We start from the raw sequence: 26,877 nt of genomic DNA on the forward strand, positions 1-26,877 counted from the left end.
TCAGACTTCAAAATATTATCATTCTATTGAAAATAATGAAGGAACGACAGATTGTAATGGATTTATGTACTATATTTGCACACAAAGTGAAGATAGGCTGTACCTTAGACGAAAAGCAGATGGAAATGCAAACTCTGAACAAAAAAGCAGATGCCACACGGGAAAAAGACATTTACCGGGTGACGGTTGTGGGAAGTGTGGTAAACTTTCTCTTGCTTGTCTTCAAATTCTTTGCAGGTATTGTAGGTCACAGTGCCGCCATGCTGGCGGATGCGGTACATTCTTTGTCGGATTTCATTACAGATATTATTGTCATTGTTTTTGTGCGCATTTCGGCAAAGCCCGAAGATGAAGGACACGATTACGGTCATGGCAAGTACGAGACGCTGGCAACTGCCATTATCGGTATTTTTCTGTTGTTTGTGGGATTCGGCATTTTCTGGAACGGGGCTTCCTCCATTTACCGTTTCCTGCAAGGCGGCTCTCTGCAGGAACCCGGTATACTGGCACTGGTGGCTGCATTGGTATCCATCGTTTTCAAGGAAGTGCTTTATCAATATACCGTATTCAAGGGCAGGAAGTTGAATTCGCAGGCGGTTGTTGCCAATGCCTGGCATCACCGGAGTGACGCGTTTTCGTCCATAGGCACGGCAGCGGGTATAGGTGGCGCCATTCTTTTGGGTGACCATTGGCGGGTGCTGGACCCGGTGGCAGCGGTTATTGTCAGCTTCTTCATTATGAAGGTGGCTGTGCAGTTGTTGATACCGTGTGTGGACGAACTGTTGGAGAAATCATTGCCTGCCGAGGTGGAGGATGAGATACTGAAGACGATTCTCTCTTTTCCCGGTATCAGCTCGCCGCATCACCTTCGTACGCGCCGCATCGGCAGTTATTGTGCCATCGAGGTGCATGTGCGTATGGATGGCAGCATCTCGCTGGAGGAAGCCCACGAGACGGCAACGGCGGTGGAGAACAAGTTGAAAAGGCAGTTCGGCAAAGGAACACTGGTCAGCATCCATGTGGAGCCGGTGAAGAAGAGTAACGAGGCGACAGAGTAACACAAGGAGCGTCAAGGTGACGGACCGGATGAAAAGTAATTAGTAATTTGTAACTGAAGAAGTGGAATCGATTTTAATTACAGGAGCAAGCGGATTTATCGGAAGTTTCATCGTGGAGGAGGCGTTGAAGCGCAAGTTCGGTGTGTGGGCGGGTGTACGTTCGTCCAGCAGCCGCGAGTATCTGCGTGACCGCAAGATACATTTCCTCGAACTGGACTTTGCGCACCCCAATGAACTGAGGGCACAACTCTCGGGACATAAAGGGACCTACAATAAGTTTGATTATATTGTCCATTGTGCCGGTGTGACGAAGTGTGTGGACAAGAACGAATTCGATTTGGTGAATTATCTGCAGACCAAATACTTCATCGATACGCTGAGGGAGCTGAACATGATTCCCAAGCAGTTTATCTTCATCAGTACGCTGAGTGTGTTCGGCCCGGTACGCGAGAGGACCTACGACCCGATTATGGAGAGTGACCCCCCTTCACCCAATACCGCCTACGGACTCAGTAAACTGAAAACAGAACTTTATTTGCAGAGTATTCCGGGTTTCCCCTACGTCATCTACCGGCCGACGGGTGTATACGGGCCGCGTGAGAAGGATTATTATCTTATGGCAAAGTCCATCCGGCAGCATACGGACTTTTCTGTAGGCTTCTGCCGCCAGGACTTGACGTTTGTATATGTAAAGGATATCGTGCAGGCCGTCTTCCTCGGGATAGAGAAGCAGGTGTCCCGCCGCGCCTATTTCCTGGCTGACGGGAAGGTGTATAGCAGCCGTGCTTTTTCCGATTTGATAAGGAAAGAATTGGGCAATCCGTTTGTTATTCGCTTGAGATGTCCGTTAATTGTATTGAAAGTCGTATCTTTGCTCGCTGAATTTTGGGCGAAGCGGCAGAACAAGACCAGTACGCTCAATTCGGACAAGTATAGAATAATGAAACAACGCAACTGGCAGTGTGACATCACACCGGCCGTCGAGGAACTGGGCTTCAGTCCTGAGTACGACCTGGAACGGGGTGTAAAGGAAACCATTGCCTGGTATAAGGATAAGGGATGGCTTTAGATTTATTTAAAAGGGTAGAAACCCGTAAGGGGCTTTTTGCGGTAGAGAAGATTACGCTGATATACAATTTGCTGACTTCCATTCTCATTCTGTTTCTTTTTCAGGAAATGGATCATCCGGTGCAGATGCTTGCAGACCGTGTTGTCATTGCGGGTATGACGTTCCTGCTGATGTATCTTTACCGGCTGGCACCCTGCAAGTTCTCTGCCTTTGTGCGCATAGCCATCCAGATGTCACTGCTTTCCTATTGGTATCCCGACACCTTTGAGTTCAACCGGATATTCCCCAATCTCGACCACATGTTCGCGTCGGTGGAGCAGTGGATGTTTGGCGGACAGCCTGCTGTGTGGTTCTGTGAAAGGTTTCCGCAGATGTGGGTGAGCGAGCCGTTTAATATGGGGTACTTCTTCTATTATCCGATGATTCTGCTGGTGGTGGTGTGGTATTTCCTTTATCGTTTCGACCTTTTCGAGAAGGTTTCGTTCGTTATCGTCACCGCTTTCTTCATCTATTACCTTATTTATATCTTCGTCCCCGTTGCCGGGCCGCAGTTCTACTTTCCCGCCATTGGAAGCGACCATGTGGCGCAAGGTATCTTTCCGTCCATCGGTGACTATTTCCATCACCATCAGGAACTTCTTCCCGGTCCGGGCTATGAGCACGGCTTCTTCTACAACCTGGTGGAGAGTTCCCAGCAGGTGGGTGAGCGCCCCACGGCTGCTTTTCCCAGTTCGCACGTCGGAATGTCTACGGTACTGATGATTATGGCATGGCGTGGCAGCAAGCGTCTGTTTGCCTGCTTGTTTCCTTTCTATCTGCTGTTGTGCGGGGCTACGGTCTATATCCAGGCACATTACCTGATAGACTCTATCGTGGGTTTCGTATCGGCTTTCGGCATTTATATCCTGGCCACGTGGATGTTCAAGCGATGGTTTGCGCAGCCGATGTTCCGCTAGTCGGGCACGGTGATTATCTTTCCACTGTCTGTGGGCAATACCAATGTACGCGGATAAACTTCTGCCGGAAGTGAATGCTGGAAGTTTACGATGAGCTGTTTGAGCAGTTTTTTCTTTTTCATAAAGACATATTTATGGGATTCTTTCTTTCTTGGGAAGACGAATATAGGGACTTGTTTCTTTCTGCCAAAGAAACAATGTTTTTTTTCTTGCCTCCTTGTTGGCAAGGTTTTGCCTTCCCATTGGCAAGGCTTTGCCACCGCGTTGGCAAAACTTTGCCATAGGCATGGCAAAAGTTTGCCAAGGGCAAGGCAAGTGGTTGGCAAAATTTCTTGCTGACAGACAGTGAGTTATGCGGATGGCAACAAAGCCTGTCATCTGCGTCTGAATACTCCCCCCCTCTCAGAAGCTATTCAAGAAGGAGCGTGAGGATGATTGCTCAAGTATCGGACTCGATGGTAAAAATCGTATGCGGTTTTCTCCTATGGCAGCAACGGCTCTATCTCTTCGAAGATGCGGTACAGTTCCTCCTTCGTCTCTGCCCGCAGCATGGCTATCCGGGTGTCGCGGAAATTGGGAATCCCTTTGAAGAGCGGGCTTGCTGCCAGGTGGCGGCGCACGTGCAGTATGCCCCGTCGTTCATCCAGCAGGTTGACGCTGTCTTCCACTTCCTGGCGGAGTACGTTCAGCCGCCATTCGGAACTCAGCGGAGGGAGTTCTTCGCCCGTCTCCAAATAATGCTTCACTTCCTTAAAGAACCACGGGCGGCCGAAGCTGGCACGGCCTATCATGATGGCGTCCACACCGTAGAGGTCGAAGCATTCTTTGGCCCGTTGGGGAGTGGTGATATCACCGTTGCCGATGATGGGAATGTGCATGCGTGGGTTCTTTTTCACCTCGCCGATAAGTGTCCAGTCCGCCTCGCCGGTATACATCTGGGCGCGGGTACGGCCGTGGATGGTGAGGGCGGCAATGCCGCAGTCCTGCAACTGCTCGGCAAGGTCTACGATGATTTTACTGTTGGCATCCCAGCCCAGGCGGGTCTTCACGGTGACGGGAATCTTCACGGCATCTACCACGGCACGAGTGATTTCCAGCATCAGCGGAATGTTCTGTAGCATACCGGCACCGGCACCCTTGCCGGCAACGCGCTTCACGGGGCAGCCGAAGTTGATGTCCAGCGTGTCCGGATGTGCCTGCTCCACAATGCGGGCGGCTTCTACCATGGTAGCGGTGTCCCGTCCGTATATCTGTATGGCTACGGGCCGCTCTTCATCGCTGATGTTCAGTTTCTGCTGGGTCTTGCCTACGGAGCGTATCAAGGCATCGGCAGAAACGAACTCGGTATATACCATGTCTGCTCCGAAGTGCTTGCACATCAGGCGGAAAGCAGGGTCGGTGACGTCCTCCATCGGGGCGAGGAATACGGGGCGTGGGCCCAGGTCTATATCTTTAATCTTCATAATCTAAGCGGATTTGTCCGCAAAAGTACAGAAAAAAGCCTACCTTTGCATACTCTAATTCAAAAAGAAATGATGAAACACTCAATCAGTGACTTCGAAATCATGGCACCGGTAGGCTCGCGCGAATCTCTCGCAGCAGCCATACAAGCAGGTGCCGACTCCATCTATTTCGGTATCGAGAACCTGAACATGCGTGCCCGTTCGGCAAATACCTTCACTATCGACGATTTGCGGGAGATAGCCCGGACGTGCGACGAACATGGCATGAAGAGCTACCTCACCGTCAATACCATTATATACGACCATGACATTCCGCTGATGCGTACCATTGTAGATGCGGCAAAGGCGGCAGGCATCTCGGCAGTCATTGCCGCTGATGTGGCAGTGATGAGTTATGCCCGGCAGATAGGGCAGGAGGTACACCTCAGCACACAGCTCAACATCAGCAACGTGGAAGCCCTGCGCTTCTATGCGCAGTTTGCCGATGTGGTGGTGCTGGCGCGTGAGTTGAATCTGGAGCAAGTGGCAGAAATCTACCGCCATATCCGTGAGGAGAATATCTGTGGACCCAGCGGAGAGCAGATACGTATAGAGATGTTCTGCCACGGTGCCCTTTGCATGGCAGTCAGCGGAAAGTGTTATCTCTCATTGCATGAGATGAACCACTCTGCCAACCGTGGTGCTTGCATGCAGGTATGCCGCCGTAGTTATACGGTGCGCGACAAGGAGACGGATGTGGAATTGGAGGTGGACAACCAATACATCATGTCCCCCAAAGACTTAAAAACTATCCACTTCATGAACAAGATGCTGGATGCAGGTGTTCGTGTTTTCAAAATAGAAGGACGTGCCCGCGGACCCGAGTACGTGCGCACGGTAGTGGAGTGTTACAAAGAAGCCATCCGTTCCTATCTGGACGATACATTCACCGATGAGAAAATTGCCCGGTGGGACGAACGTTTGAAGACGGTCTTCAATCGTGGTTTCTGGGACGGCTACTACCTGGGACAACGCTTGGGCGAATGGACCAAGAACTACGGCTCTGCCGCTACGGAACGTAAAATCTATGTGGGTAAGGGCATCCGCTACTTCTCAAACATCGGTGTGGCAGAGTTCCTGGTAGAAGCAGCCGAAGTGAGCGTAGGCGACAAGTTGCTGATTACGGGTCCCACAACGGGTGCCGAATTCGTCACTTTGGACGAGGCACGCGTCGATTTGAAACCCGTGCAGACTGTAAAGAAAGGCCAGCATTTCTCGATGAAATCGGTGAAAATACGTCCCAGTGACAAACTCTACAAGCTGGTCAGCGTAGAGGAACTGAAGAAGTTCAAAGGCTTGGATGTGGAGAAACAACGTGGCTAAGTATCAAATAGTAAATAGTCCAATAGTAAATATGAATTATATCTATGAACTTCCCATGAAGGTGCGCGACTATGAATGCGACCTGCAAGGCATCGTCAATAATGCCAATTATCAGCATTATCTGGAGCATACGCGCCATGAGTTTCTGTTGAGTGCCGGCGTCAGCTTTGCCGGACTGCACGAGCAGGGGGTAGACCCGGTAGTGGCACGTATCAATATGGCTTTCAAGACTCCCCTGAGGAGTGGTGACGAGTTTGTCTCCAAACTCTACATGAAGAAGGAGGGTATCAAGTACGTCTTTTACCAAGATATCTTCCGTGCTTCCGACGGCAAAGTCTGCCTCAAAGGCGTGGTAGAGACCGTGTGTGTAGTCAATGGCCGGTTGAGCGACAGCGAACTGTTCGACCGCCTTTTTGCCCCTTATCTCAACCTGTGTAAGTCCGTGTAATCTTTGGTGGAATGAACAGTGACGAACGGATTTGCAGTATAGCTCTCACACTTTGCCCCGGTATAGGACATATCGGGGCAAAGCGTTTAATAGAGGGTACGGGCAGTGCTGCCGAAGTATTCAGTCGGCGGAAGGAGCTCCCCGAAATCATGCCCGGTGTGAATCCGGGGGTAGTGACGGCTCTTGATTGTCCCGCTGCCTTTCTGCGTGCCGAGCAGGAGATGGAGTTTGTAGAGAAGAATCGTCTTTCCTGCCTGACGTTGAAGGATGAGGCTTACCCTTCGCGCTTGCGTGAATGTGAAGATGCGCCGATTGTACTTTTCTTTAAAGGAAACACCGATTTCAACCGCCTGCATGTCATCGATATGGTAGGTACACGTCGTGCCACCGATTACGGCAAGCAATTCTGTGCCGACTTCCTGCGCGATTTGGCCGTTCTTTGTCCCGATGTGCTGGTAGTAAGCGGACTGGCCTACGGGATAGATATCCATGCCCATCGGGTCGCTTTGGCAAATCATCTCCCTACCATTGCTGTCCTTGCTCACGGACTGGACCGCATTTATCCGTATGTCCACCGGAAAACAGCCATCGACATGCTGGCACAAGGTGGACTGCTGACCGAATTCCTTACCGGGACGAATCCGGACAAGCATAACTTTGTTAGCCGTAACCGTATTGTGGCGGGTATGAGTGATGCTACCATTGTGGTGGAGTCTGCCGCAAAGGGAGGTTCCCTTATCACTGCAGAGTTGGCGGAGGGATACCATCGTGACTGTTTTGCCGTTCCGGGACGTGTTACGGACGAATCTTCCATCGGTTGCAACCGGTTGATACGCGACAACAAGGCCGCCCTTATCCAGAGTGCGGAAGAGTTTGTGCAGATTATGGGCTGGGCCGTAGCGGAGCAGCCTGCCCGGACAGAAGGTATCCAGCGTAATCTCTTCCCGGAACTGACGGAAGAGGAGGAGCTCGTTGTGCGTATTCTTATGCGGCAGGGAGACCTCCATATCAATGCGATGGTGGTGGAAGCGGACATACCCGTCAACCGGATGAGTGCCTTGCTTTTTGAGTTGGAGATGAAGGGAGTGGTCAAGGCAATGGTGGGCGGTGTCTATCACTTGCTGACTTGAGCGCGGCAGGTCTCTTGCCTTACATGGACGGTTTCCCGTATTTCATGATGAACTTTTCCGGGTGGTCCGTCGCTATGATGTCTACCCCCAGGTCGACTGCCTTCTGGTTCTCTTCCGTCTTGTCGTCCAGCCCCAGGACGAGTGCCAGTACCTGCAGGTTGTGCTCACGGCATTTCTTTACGAATTGCGGGGTAAGGGAGTCAATCCAGACGACAGCGATGTCGGGGTGCAGTTCCTTTACGACATGCTCTATGTCTTTTTCACTTTTGATGTAGGCTTGCAGGGTTCTTACCTCGGGTGCCATCTTTCTGAAGCATTTGGCATGATACTCCTTGCTGAAGGTGAAGTTGCAGTTTTCCAGCATGCCTTCGTCCTTTATCAGATTCAGTAATTGGTGCAGACCGCCGTTGCGGTAGTCGATGGTGATTCTTAAACCGTGCTCTTTGGCCTTGCGTAGCAGGTCGGTAAGACGTAGTACCCGTTGTCCGGCAAATCGGGGCGCAAACCAAGAGCCGGCATCCAGTGTGTCGATGTCGGCGGACAGCCATTGGGAGATGGCGCCGGTACCGTTGGTGGTACGGTCGAGGGTGGAATCGTGCAGTACGTAGAAGACACTGTCCTTACTGATGCAGACATCGCATTCTATATTGCCTACACCGTATTTGATGCACGAATCTACGGATGCCATTGTGTTTTCGGGAGCGATGGTGGCGGCACCACGGTGTGCGCTGGTTAGGGGTATCTTGGTGGTGGCAGCAGGCCGTTGGGAACATCCTGCGGTAAGTAGGATTATGGAAAGCAATGCGAGTACCGGTTTTTTCATAATGGGCTCAAGTGGTGATGTTTTCTTCTTTAACAGTTATAAAAGCCATCGAAGATAGCTATTTTTTGTCATTCGGAGAAACGTATGGGCATAAAAAAAGGAGTACCGCTGTACTCCAACCTTTGTTAACCTTAAATCTAATACTATGAAAAAAATCACATTACAAATGTAAGGTTCCCGTTGTTATCTTCCAAATTTCAGAATGTTCCTGCTACTTCTTTTGTATTTCTTTCACTGAATTTTACTGTTTTCGCACACGGATTGACTTTTTGAGAGAGAAGAATCTATTCACAGCGTCCCGGATAAGGCAGAAGTTGCAAATCTGTTTCAATCGTTTCACAGAACCTTTCAGCCTTTGAAAAGAGTGATGGAAAGTGATTTTTATTCGGTAATTATCTTCTACTTTTGTTTGTATACAACGCGAAATTATGGGAAAACGCATTTTTATATATGTCTTTTGGCTACTCCTTTTTTGCATGATGTCGGGGCAGGTAATAGGGCAGAATAAGTCGGTAGAATCCCATAGCCATACTTGTAAAACGGTGCTGGCGTTAAAAAATAATTTGCTTTACGACCTGGCCTTGGCTCCGAACATAGAAGTGGAGCTGCCATTGAGAAAGAGGTGGTCTTTGAATGTTGAGTACAAATGTCCTTGGTGGTCTGACAGCGGATGTGGTTTCTGTTATCAGTTCCTTTCGGGAGGGACAGAGGTACGTTACTGGTTGGGAAACCGCTATACGCATGGAATATTGTTCGGACATTTCCTGGGAGCATATGCCGAAGGAGGTACCTATGATTTTCAGTTGAAAAAGGAGAAGGGATACCGGGGGAAGTATTACGCTGCTGCAGGAATAACTTATGGATACGTGCGTCCACTGGCTCGGCATCTGGCGATTGAATTCAGTGTGGGCATTGGATACTTGGATACGGAGTACAGGAAATATACTTCTTATGGAAATGACTTGGTTTGGGTCAGTAGTGGAAAGTATCACTTTATCGGGCCGACAAAAGCAAAAATTTCTTTGGTATGGCTTCTAACGTCGGGGAGATGAGTGGTATGAAAGATGCACGGCATATGATTCTCTGGCTGTTCTTCGGACTGTTGCCAATGCTGGGAAGCTGTGACTTCCGCGATATGCTGGATGATTATCCCGTTAGCGGAGTACAGATTAAACTGGATTGGAAAGGAGTGACGGATAAGCTGCCGCAGACCATGCGGATTATCTTCTATCCGAAAGATACTCAGGGGAGAAAGGTTGAAAGTTATCTGCCTGCCGGAGGGGGTGAGGTGAAGGTACCGCCGGGGAAGTATGCGGTGGTGACCTATAACTTCAATACGGAGAGTATACAGATACGGGGCGACGAGAGTTATGAGACGATTGAGGCTTTTACGGGACACTGTACGGGGCTGGATGTACACGAAAATATGGTTTGGTCGCCCGACCCTTTGTATGTGGTGGCTTTGGACGAGGTGGAAATAGGGCAGAGTGATGTGGCGCTTCCGTTGGACTGGAAGCCGGAAGCGGTAGTGGACCATTATTCCTTTGATATAAAGGTGGAAGGATGGGATAGAATATCGAGCATCATCTGCCATGTGGACGGCTTGAACGGAAGTTACTTTATAGGCAACCGTGCTTGCCATTTGAGCGAGGTACCTATATGTGTGGATACAAAGCGTGAAAACGGGCTTTTATGGGGGTATTTCTCCAGTTTTGTATTACTGAAAGATACCAAGACCCGTGCGGATAGTCCTATGTTGCTGACACTGAAGATTGTGAAACGAGATAAAACGGTTCAAGAGGTGAAGGTAGACATCACGGAAGTGATTGAAACAGCTCCTCCCTCGGGAGGAGGCGAAGAAGAACCTGATGTGGGCGTTCCTGGGTCGGAAATCCATATCGAGGTTCCCGTACCGGAGGACAAGGTTGTAGTGGATGATTTGGAACCGGGAACCGATGAAGGAGATGGAGGGATTGGTGGCGATGTGGACGATTGGGATGATGAGACGGATGTGGAGCTACCGGTGAATTGATAGCAAACAGACAAATAAATATATTAACTTTAATAACAGACAATTATGAAGAAGGTTTTATTTTTGGCTTTGGCTGCAGCAGCAGTAATGAGTTGCTCGGAAAGTGAGGAGATAGAGAATGCCGGACAAAAGGCGGAGATTAAATTGGGAACAGTAGTGGGTAACACTACGAGAGCCGCAGTGACTGATTTGCCGGAATTGCAGAAGGTAGGGTTCACTGTGTATGCTTATAATACGGGAGCAACAACAATGGCCTCCGTTGCGACTTTTGATGCGATGAAGGAATTCATGACAGATGTTAAAGTAACCTATAGTGCTCCCGACTGGAGTTTGACTGGGGGAACATATTATTGGCCAATGACGGATAACTTGCAGTTCTTTGCTTACGGGAATCCGGGTACCGGAGCCTTGACGTACAATCAACCGGCTGCTGGTGCTATATATCCTTCCATTACTTATACGGTAGCAGATGTAGCTGCCCAAACGGACTTGGTAGCCGCGAAAGTGACGGATGCAACCAAGGCATCAAATGCCAGTGGGGTATCTTTGAAATTCGGCCATATACTGACCCAAATAAATTTCACTGTCAAGGCAGCCGACGCTTTGACTTATAAACTGAAAACACTTACAATATCCGGCGTGCACAATAAGGGAACTTATGGTTTTGATGATTCAACATGGAAGTCACAGGAAGGAACAGCCACTTATGCACATACGATTGACGATGGTGCATTGGAAGTGAATACAACGGGTGTGGAAGTGAATACAGCCTGGATGTTGATGCCCCAGACGTTGGATACGAACGCCAAAATCAATGTTGTCTATGACATCTATGAGAAAGACGTTCTTCTTGATACTGTAACTTCCGCCATTGACTTGAATGATACACAAGCCTGGGGTGAAGGCAAAAAGATACGTTATACGCTGACGCTGGCCAATAAGGCGGCAAAAGTAACCTTTGTACCTGAAGTTGGTCCATGGAGTACGGCTGATGATACGAACGTGGAAAAATAAAACGGCACTGTCCGCAATAAAAAACTGAATTACTTCTATTTTATTCATTCCCCGAAACTTCTTTATGAAAGTTTTCGGGGAATGTTTCTTTTATGAGTATTATTTATCTATTTTTGTCACTGCAACAAACAAATCTACTTGCCGATGCCCAACTCTTCTGCTTGCAGAGGTAAAAAACAATGCGCTCAATGTCCCAAGGCTGTGGACAATGCAATAATATATGCTTCCCACCTCAGAGGATTCCATCTGCCGGCGCGAAAGTGTGAGGAAAATATTATAATTTTCCTGCTGAAAGGAGAAGTGCTTGTCAACAGTAAGGAGTATGCGGGAACTGTGTTGCATGCAGGTGAGTTCATCCTTCAAGCTATTGGTTCCAAGTACGAAATACTTGCCATGACGGATGTGGAATGCGTTTGTTACCGGTTCAGTAAGCCTGAATTCTTCTGTGAGGACCGGTATAACCATATTATGAAAGAGGTTACCCCTCCATTGATATTCTATCCTTTGACCATTACTCCCGAGTTGCAGCTCTTTCTGGAAAGTTCCAAGGCCTATTTGTCCGAGGAGAAGATTTGCCGGGAAATGCTTTGTTTCAAACGGAAAGAACTTGCTTTCATTCTTGGAAATTACTACTCCGACTATGAGCTTTCCATGCTGATACATCCTCTTGCCCAGTATACTAATTCCTTCCACTACTTTGTCTTGCAGAATCATGCCAAAGTCAAGACGGTAGAGGAACTTGCCCAGTTGGGAGGATATACAGTAGCTACTTTCCGGCGTATATTCAATTCTGTTTTTCATCAACCGGTGTACGAGTGGATGATGGAACGGAGGAAGGAAAGCGTGGTTTATGAACTTCGTTATACGGATGCTTCTATATCAGAGATTTGCTATAAATATGGCTTTGAATCGCTGCCTCATTTTTCCAATTTCTGCAAAAAGAATTTCGGGGCTTCTCCCCGTAGCTTGCGTGCCGGCAATTTATCTGAAGTAAACGGCATGTCATAAAAAAACTCCTCCGGCGGTTTCCCGGCAGAGGAGTCTCTTGTGATATTAATCAAATATAGTGAAAGCTGAGTGATAAATCTGAGCTTGCTCAAAAGGTTTATCCGAAGCGCATCCTATATTATTTGCAGAAAGACCGGATTAGTCTTTCAGTTTCGCAATGATAAAGTCGCGGTTCAGGCGAGCAATGTTGCTGATGGAAACATTCTTCGGGCATTCAGCTTCGCACGCACGAGTGTTTGTACAGTTACCGAAACCGAGTTCGTCCATCTTGCTCAACATAGCCTTGGCACGGCGCAATGCTTCCGGTTTGCCTTGGGGCAACAGGTTCAGCTGGCTCACCTTGGCAGAAACGAACAGCATAGCAGAACCGTTCTTACAAGCAGCCACACAAGCACCACAACCGATACAGCTGGCAGCATCCATAGCCTCGTCAGCGATGGGCTTCGGAATCAGGATAGCGTTGGCATCCTGGGGAGCACCGGTACGTACGCTGACGTAGCCGCCTGCCTGCATAATCTTGTCGTAGGCCGTACGGTCGACCATCAAGTCCTTGATAACCGGGAAACCGGCAGAGCGCCACGGTTCAACAGTGATGGTATCGCCGTCGTTGAAACGACGCATATAAATCTGGCAAGTCGTAGCGCCGGTTGCAGGACCGTGGGGATGTCCGTTGATGTAGAGCGAACACATACCGCAGATACCTTCGCGGCAGTCGTGGTCGAATACAACCGGTTCTTTACCTTCAGAAATCAGCTGTTCGTTCAAGATATCCAGCATTTCGAGGAATGAAGTATCGCCCGGGATATCTTTCATTTGGTATGTTTCAAAAGCGCCTTTTGCTTTCGGACCCTTCTGGCGCCATACCTTGAGCGTAAATGATATATTTTTATCCATTTTCTTTAATTCTTTAAATGTTCAACTTCCCGATTAGCTCTTGTAGTTACGAGTCTGTACCTTGATTGCTTCGTAAACCAGCGGCTCTTTCAGCAATACCGGTTCCTTTTCGTCAGAACCCTGATATTCCCAGCAAGCCACGTAGAAGTAGTTTTCATCGTCACGCTTGGCTTCGCCTTCTTCAGTCTGATATTCTTCACGGAAGTGACCGCCGCAGCTTTCGTTACGGTTCAGTGCATCGTAAGCAACCAGCTCGCCCATAGTGATGAAGTCGTACAGACGGATAGCCTTGTCGAGTTCTACATTCATACCTTCCTTGTCGCCCGGGATGAACAGTTCTTTCTCGAACTCCTTGCGGACTTCTTTCAGCTTCTTCAGACCTTCCTTCAAGCCTTCGGCCGTACGTCCCATACCTACATATTCCCACATAATGTGGCCCAGTTCCTTGTGGATAGAGTCTACAGACTTCTTACCCTTGATGTTCATCATCCAGTCAATCTTCTCCTGAACGGCCTTTTCTGCAGCTGCAAATTCGGGCAGGTCGGTAGAGAAACGGGGAACTGTAATCTGGTCGGCCAGGTAATTCTGGATAGTGTAAGGCAATACGAAGTAACCGTCGGCCAGACCTTGCATCAGCGCAGAAGCACCGAGGCGGTTTGCACCGTGGTCGGAGAAGTTACATTCACCAATAGCGAACAGACCCTTGATGGAGGTCATCAGTTCATAGTCAACCCAGATACCGCCCATGGTATAGTGGATAGCCGGATAAATCATCATCGGGTTTTCGTATGGGCTGACATCAGTGATTTCTTCATACATATCGAAGAGGTTGCCGTAACGTTGTGCAACGACATCTTTACCCAGACGGTTGATAGCTTCGGAGAAGTCAAGGAATACGGCAAGGCCGGTGTTGTTCACGCCATAACCCTTGTCGCAGCGTTCTTTGGCTGCGCGGCTGGCAACGTCACGCGGAACGAGGTTACCGAATGCCGGATAACGGCGTTCCAGGTAGTAGTCGCGGTCTTCCTCGGGAATATCTTTTCCTTGCAGTGTACCTTCCTGCAGTTTCTTGGCATCTTCCAGCTTCTTCGGAACCCAGATACGACCATCGTTACGCAGAGATTCGGACATCAAAGTCAGCTTAGACTGCTTGTCACCGTGAACCGGGATACAAGTGGGGTGAATCTGTACGTAAGCAGGGTTGGCAAACCAGGCACCTTTACGGTAGCAAGCCATTGCTGCAGAGCAGTTACATGCCATTGCATTGGTAGAAAGGAAGTAGGCATTGCCGTAACCACCGGTAGCGATTACCACAGCGTGGGCGGCAAAACGTTCCAATTTACCGGTAACGAGGTTCTTTGCAATGATACCGCGGGCACGTCCGTCAATGAGGACAACGTCTTCCATTTCGTAGCGGGTATACAGTTTCACAGTGCCTACGTTCACCTGGCGGCTCAATGCAGAGTATGCACCCAGCAACAGCTGCTGTCCGGTCTGACCCTTGGCATAGAAAGTACGGGATACCTGAGCACCACCGAAAGAACGGTTGTCCAGTGTACCGCCGTATTCGCGGGCGAAAGGAACACCTTGTGCAACGCATTGGTCGATAATATTGTTGGATACTTCAGCCAGACGGTAAACGTTGGCTTCGCGGGCACGGTAGTCGCCACCCTTTACTGTATCGTAGAACAGACGGTATACAGAGTCACCGTCGTTTTGGTAATTCTTAGCAGCATTGATACCACCTTGTGCAGCGATGGAGTGTGCACGGCGCGGAGAGTCCTGGATGCAGAAGTTGAATACTCTGAAACCCATTTCGCCCAGAGAGGCGGCAGCACTGGCACCGGCAAGTCCGGTTCCTACTACGATGATGTCCAGACGACGTTTGTTGGCAGGGTTTACTAATTTTTGGTGAGCCTTATAATTGGTCCATTTCTCAGCCACCGGTCCTTCCGGTATTTTAGAATCTATCTTAGTCATAATGCAATTTACAATTTAGTCATTTACAATTTGAATTTAGCAAGCGCCGCACAATGATTTTGCAAAGAATACGACAACTACCAGAGCGAAGCAGAGGACAACGATAGTAGAATAGATGTTGGAGATACATTTCCAACGGTTAATCCATACTTTGTTGTTCCAGCCCAAAGACTGCATGGAGCTCCAGAAACCGTGAGTGAGGTGGAACCACAATGCGCCCAGCCAAACAAGGTAAAGCACTACGAATACCGGATTGCTGAAGGTGTTCTGAATGTGATAGACACCGTTGGCTGCATATGCCAGCATGAGGGTGTCAGCATGCATGCCCATGTTGTGCATCAACTCGGGAAGCTGCATTTTAGCCCAGAAGTTTACCAAGTGCAGGCCCAAACCCACGATTACGATGATACCCAGTACGAGCATGTTCTGAGAAGCCCATTCCACAGTCTTGGGCTTTTCCGTAACGGCATAACGTTCGCTACCACGTGCCTTACGGTTCTGCATAGTCAGCCAGAAAGCGTAGATGATGTGGATGATGAATAAGGCAGCCAGACCTACCGTAGCCACCAATGCGTACCAGTTTGCTCCCAGGAACTCACAAACCATGTTGTAGCCATTAGCCGAGACTAATGCAACCAGGTTCATCGCCATGTGAAATGTCAGAAACAGGATAAGGGCGATACCGGTAACGCTCATCACCACTTTCCTTCCTACAGATGAATTACTTAACCACATAAATGATTGAATTTAAGTTATTTAATAGTTTGAAAATTTGTTCTATCAGGATACTTCTGTAAATGTTTCGCAAAAATAGGAGAAATCCAGCGATAAAGCAAGCGATTAAAGAAATAATTCCGTAATCCGGCAGAATGCGAAGTTTACGGACAAGTAAAAGGTTTACTCGTCCTCCTGGTCTTTGCCTTGCTCTTTGCAGATAATGGAAATCTTTTCTCCGTTTGCCGAACGTTTTCTCAGGGCGCGGGGCGTGTCTCCGAAAGAGTCTTTGCAGAAGTGGGCAAAGTGGGATAGGGAATCAAAGCCATAGCGGGCGCTGATGACTGAAATGCGTTGTTTGGTGTATTGCAGGTCGTTCAGAATTCCTTCACGTTTCTTGTCCAGAATCCATTCATAGACCGGGACCCCATACATATTTTTAAACAGACGGCGGAATGTGGTGGTGGTATATCCGCCGAGGTGGGCAAACTCTTCCACATTCTTCACCTTGTCGTAGTTCTGCATGACGAAATATTGGAAGCTTTCCGTATAAGTGCTGATGGGGTAGAAGAATGTACTGATTTGGTGTAGCGGATAGTAGCATGTCAATATGTATACCAATTCCTGGCATTTCATTTCAATGTATTTGCTGCACGCATAGGGTTGCTCGTTGAGGTAGCAGGCAAGGCTTTTCAGGAGCCCTTCGAGCATGGAAATCGCGGTAAGCGGGGTATAAGTCAAGGGGGCTTCCGAGCGTTTCAGTATCTCCTTGTAGCGCTCTTCGCAAATCAGAGGAAGCTCGGTGAACCAATAGACAATATATTCCACTTCGGTCAAAGCCAGGAGTTCTACTTTGGAGCCGATGGCTTGCAAGATGAGCTGGCGGCTTTGGAGAGTGGTGCCCGGATATTCGTCACTGTTTACAAGTAATTCACCTTTCAGCATAAATATCATGCAGTTCTGTGTGCACTTTTCAGCAGAGAAATGTTGTCCCTTGGGGTAGTGGCGGTAAACCAATACTCCTTCTGATTTTTGGGGACATACCATACAATCAATCTGTCGGTTGCAGCAAGTTTCCAGTCTCATGAAATGATTAGCGAATTATTATAAATGTGGCAACAAAGATAGAATTTTTTTGTGAAAACTCTATCTATTTGTCCTATCTTTGCGTCAAACTAATATAAAGGACTTATGAAAAAGGCTATTTTTTTTGTATATTTTATCTGCCTTGTTGTATCCGGTCTTTCGGCACAGAATTGGGATATTAACACTTTGCACCGGGTTAACAGTTGGGATGGCAAGTTTGTCCGTAACTATAATAAGATAATTTCACGTTCGGAGCCCTATGTTGCTGTCGGTGTTCCGGTGGCGATGGCGGTTGCCGCTTGGATAAAACATGATAAGGGTTTGCTGAAAGATGCGGTCTACGTAGGTACAAGTGTAGCGGGGGCTTTTGTTGTGACTTATGGAATGAAATATCTGGTGGACCGTGAGCGTCCTTATGATAAATATCCCGACAGAGTGCATGCATATAGCCATGAAGGCAGCCCGTCTTTTCCTTCTGGACATACGGCGACGGCTTTTGCCCTTGCCACCTCGCTCAGTGTAAAGTATCCTAAATGGTATGTGATAGCTCCGTCTGCCCTGTGGGCTTGTTCCGTGGGAGTTTCCCGTATGAACGAGGGAGTGCATTATCCGTCGGATGTGTTGGCGGGGGCTGCAATCGGTGCTGGATGTGCTGTGGTCAACATCTACGTCAACAAGTGGCTGAATAAGTGGCTGTTCGGAGAATGATTTTAGGCGCGAATTACGCGGAATACGCGGAGTTAGATAAACTAAATCCGCATAATCCGCGCCTAAGTTTGTTTCAAGTCGGCTATTGGATAATAGTGCTGTAGATGCCTTCGTTCAGCACTTTTAGAGCTTGCTGCACGCTCTGGTTCGTGCTGTTCATCACCTGGAAGTATTCGTTCATGTCCCATAGGTCACGGGCTATCAAGGCTTTAAGTTGTGTCTTGATGAGCGGTAGGGATTGGTTGTACTGTTTCTCGTCAAACTTGATTTTCTCTTTGTCGGCAAGCGTACGTATTTCGGCAAGGAAGTTATCGTCTATCTCGAACTTCTCGTTGAAGGCTTCGAATTTCTTGTATTTGTTCTGCAACTCCTTCCGGTGCTTCTCGATGTAGCCGGTAGTGGCTTTGATAACCACGCCTTTGGCTACGAGGTTGCGGTGATAGTCTGTGTACTGGGTAGTGTCGATGGGGACGAAGAAGTCGGGCATGATACCTCCACCTCCGTAAACGGTACGTCCCATACGCTTGGTCTGTGCTTTCAGGGAGTCGGCAAAATGGATACTGTCCGCATGAATCATTTCTCCATGATTGAAGCGGTCTATCAGTTCCTGGTTATACTTATCCTGACTGTTCTCGCCGGTTAGGCGGCCGTCGAGGTTGGCGGTGCTGTCGTAAGGCTTCTGGATACAACGGCCCGAAGGAGTATAGTAGCGGGCGATAGTGAGGCGAATCATGGAACCGTCCGGCAGGTCGATAGGACGCTGTACTAATCCCTTGCCGAAGGTGCGGCGTCCTACTACCACGCCTCTGTCCCAGTCCTGGATGGCTCCGGTCACGATTTCACTGGCAGAAGCGGAGTACTCGTCCACCAATATGATGAGACGGCCGTTCTTGAAGTTGCCCGTACCTTTGGCAAAGAAATCACTGCGGCGTGCGGCTCTTCCTTCGGTGTAGACGATGAGTTCTTTTTGCTTCAGAAATTCGTTGGCAAGGTCGATGGCGGCATTCAGATACCCTCCTCCATTTCCTTGCAGGTCGAGGATGAGGTCTTTCATTCCTTTCTTTTGCAGGCTTTTCAGGGCTTCTGCAAACTCTTCGGCGGTGGTTGCCCCGAAGCGGTTGATACGGATATAGCCGGTTTTGGGTTGTATCATGTAAGATGCGTCCAGGCTGAGGATGGGAATTTTGTCACGCTTCACGGTGAAGTACAGCTGGTCGTCCACGCCACGGCGCACAATGGTGAGTTTCACTTCCGAGTCTTTCGGTCCGCGCAGGCGGCTCATAATATCTTCCGTGCTCATTTTTACTCCGGCAATGGCGCTGTCATTGACGGCTACGATACGGTCGCCGGCAAGGATGCCCACCTTCTCGGAAGGTCCGTTGCTCACGGGTTGTATCACAAGCAGGGTATCTTCTATCATCTGAAACTGTACGCCGATGCCCTCGAAATTGCCTTGCAACGGCTCGTTCATCTTCTTCACTTCTTCGGCGTTGTTGTAGGTGGAGTGCGGGTCGAGTTGTGCCAGCATCTTGATGATGGCTTCTTCCACCAGCTTGTCTTCATCCACCTTGTCCACATAAAGGTTGGTGATGGCAAACTCTGCCATTTGCAGTTTGCGCAGGGCTTCATTGTTCGGCTTTTGCGCTTGTGCCGTCACCGCGCATATACATATTATAATAGTAAATAGTTTTTTCATCATTTCCATTTTAATCCCTAATCCTTTATCCTTAATCCCTAATCTCCATTCCCTCCGGTATGAACATGCTTATGTCCTTGCCGTATTGCAGCAGTTCGCGCACGGTGGTGGAACTGACGCAGGTAAGTTCTGGCTCGGTGAAGAGCAGGATGGTTTCTATGCCGGTCAGTTTGCGGTTGATGTCGGCAATGGTTTCCTCGTATTCGAAATCCTTCACGGTGCGTATGCCGCGTATTATCAGACTGGCATCTACCTGCCGGGCAAAGTCGATAGTCAGGCAGTCATAGGACTGCACAATGATGCGCGGCTCGTTCCGGTAGTAGTCTCGTATCATTTGTTCGCGCTTTTCCAAGGGGAAATACGTATTCTTATTTTCATTGATGCCGATGCCTATGACGATTTCGTCTATAAAAGTCAGTGCACGGCTCACTACCGAAGAGTGTCCGATAGTAAACGGGTCGAATGTTCCCGGAAAGATAGCTCTTCTCATGATGCCAAATCTTCTTCTATAACCAAGTTGTTGATAATAAAGTTTTGTCGTTCCATGGTATTCTTACCCATGTAGAATTCCAGCAGCTCTTTTACGAGGTCTGTCTTGCGCAGGGACACTTGTTCCAGACGCATATCCTTGCCGATAAAATGCTTGAACTCGTCGGGCGAGATTTCTCCCAGACCTTTGAATCGGGTGATTTCGGGGTTGGGACCCAGTTCTTCAATGGCTTTCACACGTTCCTCCTCTGTATAGCAATAACTTGTCTTCTTTTTGTTGCGCACACGGAAGAGAGGGGTTTGCAGGATATATACATGCCCTTTCTTTATCAGGTCGGGGAAGAACTGCAGGAAGAAGGTGATGATGAGCAGACGGATGTGCATGCCGTCCACATCGGCATCGGTAGCTACGATGACTTTGTTGTAGCGCAGTGTCTCTATGCCGTCTTCTATATTCAAGGCTGCTTGAAGCAAGTTGAATTCTTCGTTTTCATAAACTACTTTCTTGGTGAGTCCGTAGGAATTTAGCGGTTTACCACGCAGGCTGAATACTGCTTGGGTATTCACGTCGCGGCTCTTGGTGATGGAACCGCTGGCAGAGTCTCCCTCGGTAATGAAGATGCAGGATTCGGTTTCCTGGTCTTTGCCTTTACCGTCACTCAAGTGGTAGCGGCAGTCGCGCAGCTTGCGGTTGTGCAGGTTGGCTTTCTTGGCGCGTTCGCGTGCCAGCTTGGTGACGCCGGCAATGGCTTTGCGCTCTTTCTCGGAGTCTTGTATCTTTTGCAGCATCACTTCGGCCACAAGCGGGTTCTTGTGGAGGTAGTTGTCCACTTCCGTCTTGATGAAGTCTCCTACGTATTTGTTCACCGTGGGGCCGGCGGGCTTGTGTTCCTGCGGCGCGGCAGGCCACATGTTGTTGCTGCCCAGTTTCGTTTTGGTCTGGCTCTCGAACATGGGTTCCTCCACGTCGATGGCAATGGCGGCTACCAGTCCGTTGCGGATGTCGGCATATTCCTGGTTCTTGTTGTAGAACTCCTTGATGGTACGGGCAATGTGTTCCTTCAAGGCAGTCTGGTGTGTGCCGCCTTGGGTGGTGTGTTGCCCGTTGACAAAGGAGTAGTACTCTTCGCCGTATTGGTTGGTGTGTGTGAAGGCAATCTCGATGTCCTCTCCTTTCAGGTGGATGATGTCGTAAAGGCCTTCGCTGGTCATGTTGTCTTTCAGCAAGTCCTCCAGCCCGTGGCGGGAAACGATGCGCTGACCGTTGTAAATGAAGGTGAGGCCCGTATTCAGGTAGGTGTAGTTGCGCAGCAGGGTTTCTGCGAACTGGTTCTGGAAGGAATAGTTCAGGAAGAGTGTGGCGTCCGGTTCGAAGAAGATATAGGTTCCGCTTTCTTCTGTCGAGTCTTCGGTCACATCACTCAACAGCGTTCCTTTCTCGAAGATGGCGGTACGTACTTTGCCGTCGCGGTAACTGCGTACCTCGAAACGGCTACTCAGCGCATTGACCGCCTTGATGCCCACGCCGTTCAGTCCGACACTTTTCTTGAAAGCCTTCGAGTCATATTTACCCCCGGTATTCAGTTTGCTGACCGCCTCTACCAGTTTGCCTTGCGGAATGCCTCGTCCATAGTCGCGTACGCTGACACGCAGACTGTCTTCTATAGTCACTTCTATACGCTTTCCGGCACCCATCTTGAACTCGTCGATGCTGTTGTCCATCACTTCTTTCAGCAACACATAGATGCCGTCATCGTTCTGTGAGCCGTCGCCCAGACGGCCTATGTACATACCGGAACGGACACGGATATGCTCCATGTCGTCCAGGTGGCGGATGTTGTCGTCGGTATATTCCACGCTGGAAACGGGGCTCTCTGTGATATTGTTGTCTGCTTCTTCCAGCGGCAGGGTCATATTGTTGTTATCTTCCATAAGTACGTTATTCCTTCATATTGCGCATTGCGACAAAGGTAATGAGAAATTCGGGGGTTCGCAAAAAAATAATGTCTTTTATGGACTTCTGACAAGCTTATATTCTGGATTTAGAACTTATTTTATTCCTTTCACAAAGCATCTTCTCCGTTTATGCTGTTCCGTCTTGAAGTACTCCCACTGCGCTTGCACCTTGCCGTTCAGCTCCAGCTCCGGATTACTCTCGGCATACTCGAAACCAAGTTGCTGATAGACGGGGATAAGGTCGGAGAACAACAATGCATTTACCCCCTTGTTCTGATACTCCGGTTTCACGGCAACCAGCAGCAAATCGAGCATCTTGGGATATTTCTTCAAGAAGATGGTCTTGGCCAGGTGATACCAACCCATAGGAAGCAGGCGCCCGTGGGCTTTTTGCAACGCTTCGGCGAGTGACGGCATGGAAATGCCTACGGCAAGCAGCTGGTCATCGGCATCGGTAATCAATGTCACCATGCGTAGGTCGAGGATGGGCAGGTACATCTTGACGTATTGGTCAATCTGCCGTTGGCTCAGTGCAGAATAGCCATAGAGTGGCTGATAGGCTTCGTTCATCAGTTCGAAGATGGCCTGACCGTAGTCTTGGGCAATCTTCTTGGCAGATGTGTATTTCTTTACCTTGAGGTTATACTTGCGCTGGATGAGGTCGGAGATGCGCTTGTGCTTGTCGGGTATGGCGTCGGGAATGTAGATTTTGTACTCCACCCAATCGGCATCCTTCTCAAAGCCCATGCGTTCCAGATGTTGCGGATAGTAGGGATAGTTATAAATGGTGGCCATGGTGCTGAGCTGGTCGAATCCTTCGATGAGCATACCTTCGGCATCGAAATCTGTGAATCCCAGCGGGCCTTGTATATGTGTCATTCCCCGTTCTTTTCCCCATTCTTCCACGGTGCGAATCAGGGCATCGGAGACTTCCGCATCATCGATGAAGTCTATCCAGCCGAAGCGGACTTCCTTTTTGTTCCAGGTTTGGTTTGCCTTGTGGTTGATGATGGCAGCTACACGTCCTACGATTTTACCTTCCCGATAAGCCAGGAAATAGTCGGCTTCACAAAATTCGAATGCAGCGTTTTTCTTCTTGTTGAAGGTGTTGAGCATGTCATCGAAAAGGTCGGGGACGGAATAGGGGTTGTTTTTGTATAGCAGGTAGTTGAAACGGATAAAGCGCTCCAGTTCCCGTCTTGTGGTTACTTTCTTGATTGTAATTGCCATAGTTGTTCAATATTGAGACCACAAAGGTAATGCAAACTGAGAGCAGAACAAAATAAGCTTGCTTATTTTTTATGCCGAGGTACAGCTTGCCTTATTTAAAAATACGTGATAATCTTTAAAATACCGCGTAGGGTGTTTGTAAATTTGCTGTTAGAGGTTGTATATCAGTACCGCTGTGTAGGCAATGTAGCAGAGAATCAGAATGCTTCCTTCCACCCGGGTGATGATGCGTTTCCCGAAAAAGATACCGAACAGCCAAAGCAGGATGCTGGACCCTACGAGTACCCACAAATCGAAATTGGTGATGCCCGTCAGACGCAGTGGAGTGATGGAGGCCGAACAACCCAGTACGAAGAATATATTGAAGAGATTACTTCCGATGACGTTTCCGATGGCTATTTCGGGGTTTTTCTTCAAGGCGGCTACGATGGAGGTGGCGAGTTCGGGCAGTGAAGTGCCGCCTGCTACGAGCGTCAGCCCGATGATGGATTCGCTGACACCCAATCCGCGGGCTATGCCGCTGGCACCGTCTACAAAGAAATTACCTCCGATGATGAGGCCGGCAAGTCCGCCGAGAATGTATAGGGCGGACTTCCACGCGGGTAACAGCCTGATTTCGTCTTCTTCCTGTAAGTGCTCCTTTTCCGGTTCCTTCATACTTCCATCCCTTTTTGCAATGGCAAAAGTATAACTCAGGAAAATGGCAAAGAAGCATAGCAGTAACAGACCGTCGGTGATGCTGAGTATGTTCTCCCCACTGCCGTCCAGAAAGACGTCGTTGGCACAAATCAGCAGGGCGATGGACGAAAGGATACATAGAGGGATTTCGCGCTTCAGCGTGTTGCGGGTGATGGCTATCGGGGCAAAAAGGGCCGTACAACCCACAATCATCAGGGTATTGAACGTATTGCTTCCCACCACATTGCCAATGGCAATGTCTGCACTGCCTTTGAGAGCAGAGGATATGCTGACGGTGAGTTCCGGTGCGGAAGTGCCGAAGGCAACAATGGTGAGCCCGATGACGATGGACGGTATGTGGAAACGTTTGGCAACGGATGCGGCACCATCTGTCAAACCATTGGCGCCCAAAAGAATGAGGAGCAGTCCTCCGACAAGAAACAATATATCCATAGGCATGTCAATTTTGAGTACAAAGATAGTGCAAACCGGATACAGAACTTTCATGTTTGCATGAAAAAGTTATGTCGATTAGGGTAGGAAGTTAAAAACATTCCGTATGTTTGAAGCATTTATTGGGTATATTTGCATAATTAAAGAATCAAATCAAGAAGTTTATATATGAAGGTTATCCGTGCTTTCTTTCTTTGTTGGCTGTTGATGCTGGCGGACGGAGTGTCAGCTCAGTTGGTAGATAAAGTGCTCAGTGTTTTAGGTGAGGATAGTGTGGGGAGTGTCACAGTGGCAAGGACTGACTCCGATTCGATTCAATTGTCGCTCATCAGGCAGGAATTGGAAGCAGCCCGGCTGAACGAAGCGAACCTGCGGATGGAAATGGAACAGATGAAGCTGGCGGGCTATGCGGCCGATTCGGTGAAGCTGGCATTGCAGAAACAACGCATTGATTCGTTGCGGACGGTGACGCCTGGTATTCCGGTGGTGGTGGAGAAGGACACTTTGTTCTATCTGTATGCCAAGCGTGGAGGGCATACGCCCCAACAGCGAGCCAAAGATGTAAGCAACGTCATCGAAGCATTGGGCACGCGTTTCAATCTGCGTCCGGACTCTGTTTATTTAGAGAGTACGGATATTGTTACAGACTTGATGTATGGCGAAAAGGTCATCATTTCCTTTACCGATCAGGATGCTTTGTGGGAAAACTGTACCCGCGACCAGCTGGCCGCCAGCAAGAGGCATGTCGTGGTGGACAAACTGAAAGCCATGCAGAAGGAGCATAGCTTGTGGCAGTTGGGTAAGCGTATCTTGTACTTTATCCTGGTGCTTGTGGGACAGTTCTTCTTGTTCAAGTTTACCAACTGGCTGTTCAGAAAACTCAAACTACGCATTCAGAAGCTGAAGGATACCAAGCTGAAACCGATCTCTATTCAGGATTATGAATTGCTGGATACGCAGAAGCAGGTCAACTTGCTGGTGTTTGTTGCCAACCTGGTGCGTTATGTGGTCATGCTGTTGCAGTTGCTGCTGACGGTTCCGTTATTATTCTCCATTTTCCCTCAGACCAAGAGCTTGGCTTATACATTATTCTCCTACATCTGGAATCCTATAAAGGTCATCTTGAATGGAATAGCCGACTATATACCCAATCTGTTCACTATCTTTGTGATATGCTATGCGGTGAAGTATCTGGTCAGACTGGTGCGTTATCTTGCCAATGAGGTGCAGGCTGAACGGCTGAAGATAAACGGCTTCTATCCGGATTGGGCCATTCCTACCTATCATATTGTGCGCTTCTTGCTTTATGCGTTTATGATTGCCATGATTTACCCTTATCTGCCGGGTTCCAAGTCGGGAGTCTTCCAGGGAATCTCCGTGTTTGTCGGCTTGATTGTTTCGCTCGGTTCCAGTACGGTTATCGGCAATATCATTGCAGGACTGGTCATAACCTACATGCGGCCTTTCAAGCTGGGTGACCGCATCAAGCTGAACGATACTACGGGCAACATCATTGAGAAAACACCGCTCGTCACCCGCATCCGTACTCCGAAGAATGAGGTGGTGACCATTCCGAACTCTTTCATCATGTCTTCCCATACGGTCAATTACAGCCAGTCTGCCCGTGAGTATGGATTGATTATCCATTCGGAGGTCAGTATTGGCTACGATGTTCCGTGGCGGAAGACACATCAGCTGTTGATAGAGGCTGCATTGAATACTCCTGGAGTGATAGATGATCCCCGTCCGTTTGTATTGGAGACTTCCCTTCAGGATTATTATCCGGTTTATCAAGTGAATGCCTATATCAGGGATGCCAACAGCCTTAGCCAGATTTACTCTGATTTGCATCAGAATATCCAGGATGCCTTCAACGAAGCAGGCATCGAAATCATGTCTCCTCACTACATAGCTACGCGTGACGGCAGTGAGACGACCATACCCAAGGATGACTTGCGGGAGAAAAAGCAGTAAGGGAGCCGGTTATCGTGCCAGTAAAATCTCTGCAAACGGTACGTAGAACATAAACATCCTCCATTTCTTTGTCTGGAAATCATAAGTTTCGATGAAGTCGCCTTCACGATAGCCTGCAAACTGCACGTAGAGTTTCCTTGTCTGCCCGTCCTTGGAGTAGTACATGGCAGCGGAGCGTACGGCGTTGGGGTAGGTGGCGAAAGGCTCTTTCAAGTTTCCGGCAGTAGTATCCCATAAGCAGAATTGCGTATCTCCACCATTGGCACGGGAAACGATATAGCCTCCTTTGCATCGCAGGCTGTTTGGGTTTTCGGGGGATGGTTCCATAATCCGGAAAGGTATCAAGGCTTCGGCCTTGATGGGGTCGTAGCAATGCATCTTTTCTTTGGCGATGTCTATCACGACGGGCGAGAAGGTGCCGTCGCCGTTGTTGGCCGAGAGCAGCATGTGGGCGTCGGCTATCACGCCCGGATAGCGTGAGAGGGATTCGGGCTTCAGTCCATCCGGTAATGGTATTTCGGGAGTATGTATCGGTGGCATATTCAACCGGGTATATACCGGATAAGAGATGCTACAGTAGGTGAGGAGCTTATCTCCGGCCATTTGTAGCTAACACTTGAAAAGGGACCCGGAACAACATTTAAAAAGTGCCCCAC

General features: G+C 48.9%; 25 protein-coding genes and 1 pseudogene. 12 read left to right on the plus strand and 14 right to left on the minus strand.

Features of this window, described 5'->3' with window-relative positions; genetic code table 11:
- The first annotated feature begins 119 nt into the window (after nt 1-119).
- The 3 genes from DW039_RS17055 (at nt 120) to DW039_RS17065 (ending at nt 3,083) form a co-directional block, all read left to right on the plus strand.
- The gene (locus DW039_RS17055; RefSeq protein ID WP_034523299.1) at nt 120-1,058 is read left to right on the plus strand and encodes a cation diffusion facilitator family transporter; all 939 of its coding nucleotides are present in this window, start codon (nt 120-122) and stop codon (nt 1,056-1,058) included.
- Between the two features lie 61 nt (nt 1,059-1,119).
- Nucleotides 1,120-2,127 carry an NAD(P)-dependent oxidoreductase gene (locus DW039_RS17060; protein WP_005830955.1) on the plus strand — a complete coding sequence of 336 codons (1,008 nt, stop codon included), beginning with the start codon at nt 1,120-1,122 and terminating at the stop codon, nt 2,125-2,127.
- The gene (locus DW039_RS17065; protein ID WP_057253901.1) at nt 2,118-3,083 is read left to right on the plus strand and encodes a phosphatase PAP2 family protein; all 966 of its coding nucleotides are present in this window, start codon (nt 2,118-2,120) and stop codon (nt 3,081-3,083) included. Before DW039_RS17060 ends, DW039_RS17065 begins: the two co-directional genes overlap by 10 nt.
- On the opposite strand, the gene DW039_RS21435 is transcribed toward DW039_RS17065, so the two are convergent.
- The 3 genes from DW039_RS21435 to dusB form a co-directional block, all read right to left on the minus strand.
- The gene (locus tag DW039_RS21435) at nt 3,080-3,205 is read right to left on the minus strand and encodes a hypothetical protein (RefSeq protein WP_005834280.1); all 126 of its coding nucleotides are present in this window, start codon (nt 3,203-3,205) and stop codon (nt 3,080-3,082) included. The genes DW039_RS17065 and DW039_RS21435 overlap by 4 nt on opposite strands.
- A gap of 10 nt (nt 3,206-3,215) precedes the next feature.
- On the minus strand, nt 3,216-3,461 hold the full coding sequence (locus DW039_RS17070) for a hypothetical protein (protein ID WP_155519597.1): 246 nt from the start codon (nt 3,459-3,461) through the stop codon (nt 3,216-3,218).
- A 104-nt stretch (nt 3,462-3,565) separates the two neighbouring features.
- Entirely contained in the window at nt 3,566-4,546 is a 981-nt protein-coding gene (gene dusB, locus DW039_RS17075) for a tRNA dihydrouridine synthase DusB (protein WP_005834282.1), read from the minus strand.
- A 69-nt stretch (nt 4,547-4,615) separates the two neighbouring features.
- Here dusB and DW039_RS17080 point away from each other — a divergent pair, with 69 nt between their 5' ends.
- From DW039_RS17080 to dprA, 3 genes are read left to right on the plus strand one after another with little or no spacing between them, the layout of a single operon-like run.
- Nucleotides 4,616-5,908, plus strand: a complete 1,293-nt coding sequence (locus DW039_RS17080) for a peptidase U32 family protein (protein WP_005830944.1) — start codon at nt 4,616-4,618, stop codon at nt 5,906-5,908.
- A 31-nt stretch (nt 5,909-5,939) separates the two neighbouring features.
- Complete coding sequence (locus DW039_RS17085; RefSeq protein WP_119979743.1) at nt 5,940-6,356, plus strand: thioesterase family protein; 417 nt, start codon at nt 5,940-5,942, stop codon at nt 6,354-6,356.
- 11 nt (nt 6,357-6,367) lie between these two features.
- The gene (dprA, locus tag DW039_RS17090; RefSeq protein ID WP_120382169.1) at nt 6,368-7,486 is read left to right on the plus strand and encodes a DNA-processing protein DprA; all 1,119 of its coding nucleotides are present in this window, start codon (nt 6,368-6,370) and stop codon (nt 7,484-7,486) included.
- A 19-nt stretch (nt 7,487-7,505) separates the two neighbouring features.
- Here dprA and DW039_RS17095 read toward each other — a convergent pair whose 3' ends face one another.
- On the minus strand, nt 7,506-8,309 hold the full coding sequence (locus DW039_RS17095; protein WP_098032018.1) for a glycerophosphodiester phosphodiesterase family protein: 804 nt from the start codon (nt 8,307-8,309) through the stop codon (nt 7,506-7,508).
- A gap of 536 nt (nt 8,310-8,845) precedes the next feature.
- Between DW039_RS17095 and DW039_RS17100 the strand changes: the two are divergent.
- The 4 genes and pseudogenes from DW039_RS17100 to DW039_RS17115 form a co-directional block, all read left to right on the plus strand.
- Nucleotides 8,846-9,361: pseudogene (locus tag DW039_RS17100) on the plus strand (DUF3575 domain-containing protein); the annotation flags it as partial.
- A complete protein-coding gene (locus tag DW039_RS17105; protein WP_120173010.1) occupies nt 9,337-10,341 on the plus strand; it encodes a DUF5119 domain-containing protein in 1,005 nt (334 codons plus the stop codon). The pseudogene DW039_RS17100 and the gene DW039_RS17105, both read left to right, overlap by 25 nt.
- A gap of 45 nt (nt 10,342-10,386) precedes the next feature.
- Entirely contained in the window at nt 10,387-11,355 is a 969-nt protein-coding gene (locus DW039_RS17110) for a fimbrillin family protein (protein WP_120382170.1), read from the plus strand.
- Between the two features lie 144 nt (nt 11,356-11,499).
- Nucleotides 11,500-12,363 carry a helix-turn-helix transcriptional regulator gene (locus tag DW039_RS17115; RefSeq protein WP_005834297.1) on the plus strand — a complete coding sequence of 288 codons (864 nt, stop codon included), beginning with the start codon at nt 11,500-11,502 and terminating at the stop codon, nt 12,361-12,363.
- 138 nt (nt 12,364-12,501) lie between these two features.
- Here DW039_RS17115 and DW039_RS17120 read toward each other — a convergent pair whose 3' ends face one another.
- From DW039_RS17120 to DW039_RS17135, 4 genes are all read right to left on the minus strand, one after another.
- Nucleotides 12,502-13,257: a succinate dehydrogenase/fumarate reductase iron-sulfur subunit gene (locus DW039_RS17120; RefSeq protein WP_005830925.1), complete on the minus strand. Its 756-nt coding sequence runs from the start codon at nt 13,255-13,257 to the stop codon at nt 12,502-12,504.
- Between the two features lie 33 nt (nt 13,258-13,290).
- Nucleotides 13,291-15,237 (minus strand): fumarate reductase/succinate dehydrogenase flavoprotein subunit, encoded by a 1,947-nt coding sequence (locus DW039_RS17125; RefSeq protein WP_120382171.1) that lies wholly within the window; start codon nt 15,235-15,237, stop codon nt 13,291-13,293.
- Nucleotides 15,238-15,273: 36 nt separating this feature from the next.
- On the minus strand, nt 15,274-15,972 hold the full coding sequence (locus DW039_RS17130) for a succinate dehydrogenase/fumarate reductase cytochrome b subunit (protein WP_120382172.1): 699 nt from the start codon (nt 15,970-15,972) through the stop codon (nt 15,274-15,276).
- Nucleotides 15,973-16,134: 162 nt separating this feature from the next.
- Nucleotides 16,135-17,037 (minus strand): AraC family transcriptional regulator, encoded by a 903-nt coding sequence (locus tag DW039_RS17135; RefSeq protein WP_005834304.1) that lies wholly within the window; start codon nt 17,035-17,037, stop codon nt 16,135-16,137.
- A 105-nt stretch (nt 17,038-17,142) separates the two neighbouring features.
- Here DW039_RS17135 and DW039_RS17140 point away from each other — a divergent pair, with 105 nt between their 5' ends.
- Nucleotides 17,143-17,745, plus strand: coding sequence for a phosphatase PAP2 family protein (locus tag DW039_RS17140; RefSeq protein WP_005830921.1), 603 nt, complete (start codon nt 17,143-17,145; stop codon nt 17,743-17,745).
- A gap of 82 nt (nt 17,746-17,827) precedes the next feature.
- Here the strand turns inward: DW039_RS17140 and DW039_RS17145 are convergent, their stop codons facing one another.
- The 5 genes from DW039_RS17145 to DW039_RS17165 form a co-directional block, all read right to left on the minus strand.
- Nucleotides 17,828-19,441 (minus strand): S41 family peptidase, encoded by a 1,614-nt coding sequence (locus DW039_RS17145; RefSeq protein ID WP_034529349.1) that lies wholly within the window; start codon nt 19,439-19,441, stop codon nt 17,828-17,830.
- Between the two features lie 31 nt (nt 19,442-19,472).
- A complete protein-coding gene (gene coaD, locus DW039_RS17150) occupies nt 19,473-19,931 on the minus strand; it encodes a pantetheine-phosphate adenylyltransferase (RefSeq protein WP_005830918.1) in 459 nt (152 codons plus the stop codon).
- Nucleotides 19,928-21,862, minus strand: coding sequence for a DNA topoisomerase IV subunit B (locus tag DW039_RS17155; RefSeq protein WP_081030684.1), 1,935 nt, complete (start codon nt 21,860-21,862; stop codon nt 19,928-19,930). The genes coaD and DW039_RS17155 overlap by 4 nt, the downstream gene beginning before the upstream one ends.
- 117 nt (nt 21,863-21,979) lie before the next feature.
- A complete protein-coding gene (locus DW039_RS17160) occupies nt 21,980-23,116 on the minus strand; it encodes a hypothetical protein (protein ID WP_005830912.1) in 1,137 nt (378 codons plus the stop codon).
- Between the two features lie 150 nt (nt 23,117-23,266).
- Entirely contained in the window at nt 23,267-24,247 is a 981-nt protein-coding gene (locus DW039_RS17165) for a calcium/sodium antiporter (protein ID WP_034532736.1), read from the minus strand.
- A gap of 168 nt (nt 24,248-24,415) precedes the next feature.
- Here DW039_RS17165 and DW039_RS17170 point away from each other — a divergent pair, with 168 nt between their 5' ends.
- Nucleotides 24,416-26,221: a mechanosensitive ion channel family protein gene (locus DW039_RS17170; RefSeq protein ID WP_008662468.1), complete on the plus strand. Its 1,806-nt coding sequence runs from the start codon at nt 24,416-24,418 to the stop codon at nt 26,219-26,221.
- A gap of 9 nt (nt 26,222-26,230) precedes the next feature.
- On the opposite strand, the gene DW039_RS17175 is transcribed toward DW039_RS17170, so the two are convergent.
- Nucleotides 26,231-26,824, minus strand: a complete 594-nt coding sequence (locus DW039_RS17175) for a WD40-like domain containing protein (protein WP_243635046.1) — start codon at nt 26,822-26,824, stop codon at nt 26,231-26,233.
- Nucleotides 26,825-26,877: the final 53 nt, after the last annotated feature.

The sequence above is a fragment of the Bacteroides sp. AF39-16AC genome (assembly GCF_003602735.1).
Taxonomy (GTDB): domain Bacteria; phylum Bacteroidota; class Bacteroidia; order Bacteroidales; family Bacteroidaceae; genus Bacteroides; species Bacteroides uniformis.

What these genes read in the sequence shown, in the direction of transcription:
- DW039_RS17175 (WP_243635046.1), bottom strand. Translation starts at nt 26,824, where the DNA reads ATGGCCGGAGATAAGCTCCTCACCTACTGTAGCATCTCTTATCCGGTA.
- DW039_RS17120 (WP_005830925.1), bottom strand. Translation starts at nt 13,257, where the DNA reads ATGGATAAAAATATATCATTTACGCTCAAGGTATGGCGCCAGAAGGGT.
- DW039_RS17170 (WP_008662468.1), top strand. Translation starts at nt 24,416, where the DNA reads ATGAAGGTTATCCGTGCTTTCTTTCTTTGTTGGCTGTTGATGCTGGCG.
- DW039_RS17105 (WP_120173010.1), top strand. Translation starts at nt 9,337, where the DNA reads ATGGCTTCTAACGTCGGGGAGATGAGTGGTATGAAAGATGCACGGCAT.
- DW039_RS17065 (WP_057253901.1), top strand. Translation starts at nt 2,118, where the DNA reads ATGGCTTTAGATTTATTTAAAAGGGTAGAAACCCGTAAGGGGCTTTTT.
- coaD (WP_005830918.1), bottom strand. Translation starts at nt 19,931, where the DNA reads ATGAGAAGAGCTATCTTTCCGGGAACATTCGACCCGTTTACTATCGGA.
- DW039_RS17130 (WP_120382172.1), bottom strand. Translation starts at nt 15,972, where the DNA reads ATGTGGTTAAGTAATTCATCTGTAGGAAGGAAAGTGGTGATGAGCGTT.
- dprA (WP_120382169.1), top strand. Translation starts at nt 6,368, where the DNA reads ATGAACAGTGACGAACGGATTTGCAGTATAGCTCTCACACTTTGCCCC.
- DW039_RS17160 (WP_005830912.1), bottom strand. Translation starts at nt 23,116, where the DNA reads ATGGCAATTACAATCAAGAAAGTAACCACAAGACGGGAACTGGAGCGC.
- DW039_RS17145 (WP_034529349.1), bottom strand. Translation starts at nt 19,441, where the DNA reads ATGAAAAAACTATTTACTATTATAATATGTATATGCGCGGTGACGGCA.
- DW039_RS17125 (WP_120382171.1), bottom strand. Translation starts at nt 15,237, where the DNA reads ATGACTAAGATAGATTCTAAAATACCGGAAGGACCGGTGGCTGAGAAA.
- DW039_RS17055 (WP_034523299.1), top strand. Translation starts at nt 120, where the DNA reads ATGGAAATGCAAACTCTGAACAAAAAAGCAGATGCCACACGGGAAAAA.
- DW039_RS17115 (WP_005834297.1), top strand. Translation starts at nt 11,500, where the DNA reads ATGCCCAACTCTTCTGCTTGCAGAGGTAAAAAACAATGCGCTCAATGT.
- DW039_RS17140 (WP_005830921.1), top strand. Translation starts at nt 17,143, where the DNA reads ATGAAAAAGGCTATTTTTTTTGTATATTTTATCTGCCTTGTTGTATCC.
- DW039_RS17110 (WP_120382170.1), top strand. Translation starts at nt 10,387, where the DNA reads ATGAAGAAGGTTTTATTTTTGGCTTTGGCTGCAGCAGCAGTAATGAGT.
- DW039_RS17155 (WP_081030684.1), bottom strand. Translation starts at nt 21,862, where the DNA reads ATGGAAGATAACAACAATATGACCCTGCCGCTGGAAGAAGCAGACAAC.
- DW039_RS21435 (WP_005834280.1), bottom strand. Translation starts at nt 3,205, where the DNA reads ATGAAAAAGAAAAAACTGCTCAAACAGCTCATCGTAAACTTCCAGCAT.
- dusB (WP_005834282.1), bottom strand. Translation starts at nt 4,546, where the DNA reads ATGAAGATTAAAGATATAGACCTGGGCCCACGCCCCGTATTCCTCGCC.
- DW039_RS17095 (WP_098032018.1), bottom strand. Translation starts at nt 8,309, where the DNA reads ATGAAAAAACCGGTACTCGCATTGCTTTCCATAATCCTACTTACCGCA.
- DW039_RS17070 (WP_155519597.1), bottom strand. Translation starts at nt 3,461, where the DNA reads ATGACAGGCTTTGTTGCCATCCGCATAACTCACTGTCTGTCAGCAAGA.
- DW039_RS17165 (WP_034532736.1), bottom strand. Translation starts at nt 24,247, where the DNA reads ATGGATATATTGTTTCTTGTCGGAGGACTGCTCCTCATTCTTTTGGGC.
- DW039_RS17080 (WP_005830944.1), top strand. Translation starts at nt 4,616, where the DNA reads ATGATGAAACACTCAATCAGTGACTTCGAAATCATGGCACCGGTAGGC.
- DW039_RS17085 (WP_119979743.1), top strand. Translation starts at nt 5,940, where the DNA reads ATGAATTATATCTATGAACTTCCCATGAAGGTGCGCGACTATGAATGC.
- DW039_RS17135 (WP_005834304.1), bottom strand. Translation starts at nt 17,037, where the DNA reads ATGAGACTGGAAACTTGCTGCAACCGACAGATTGATTGTATGGTATGT.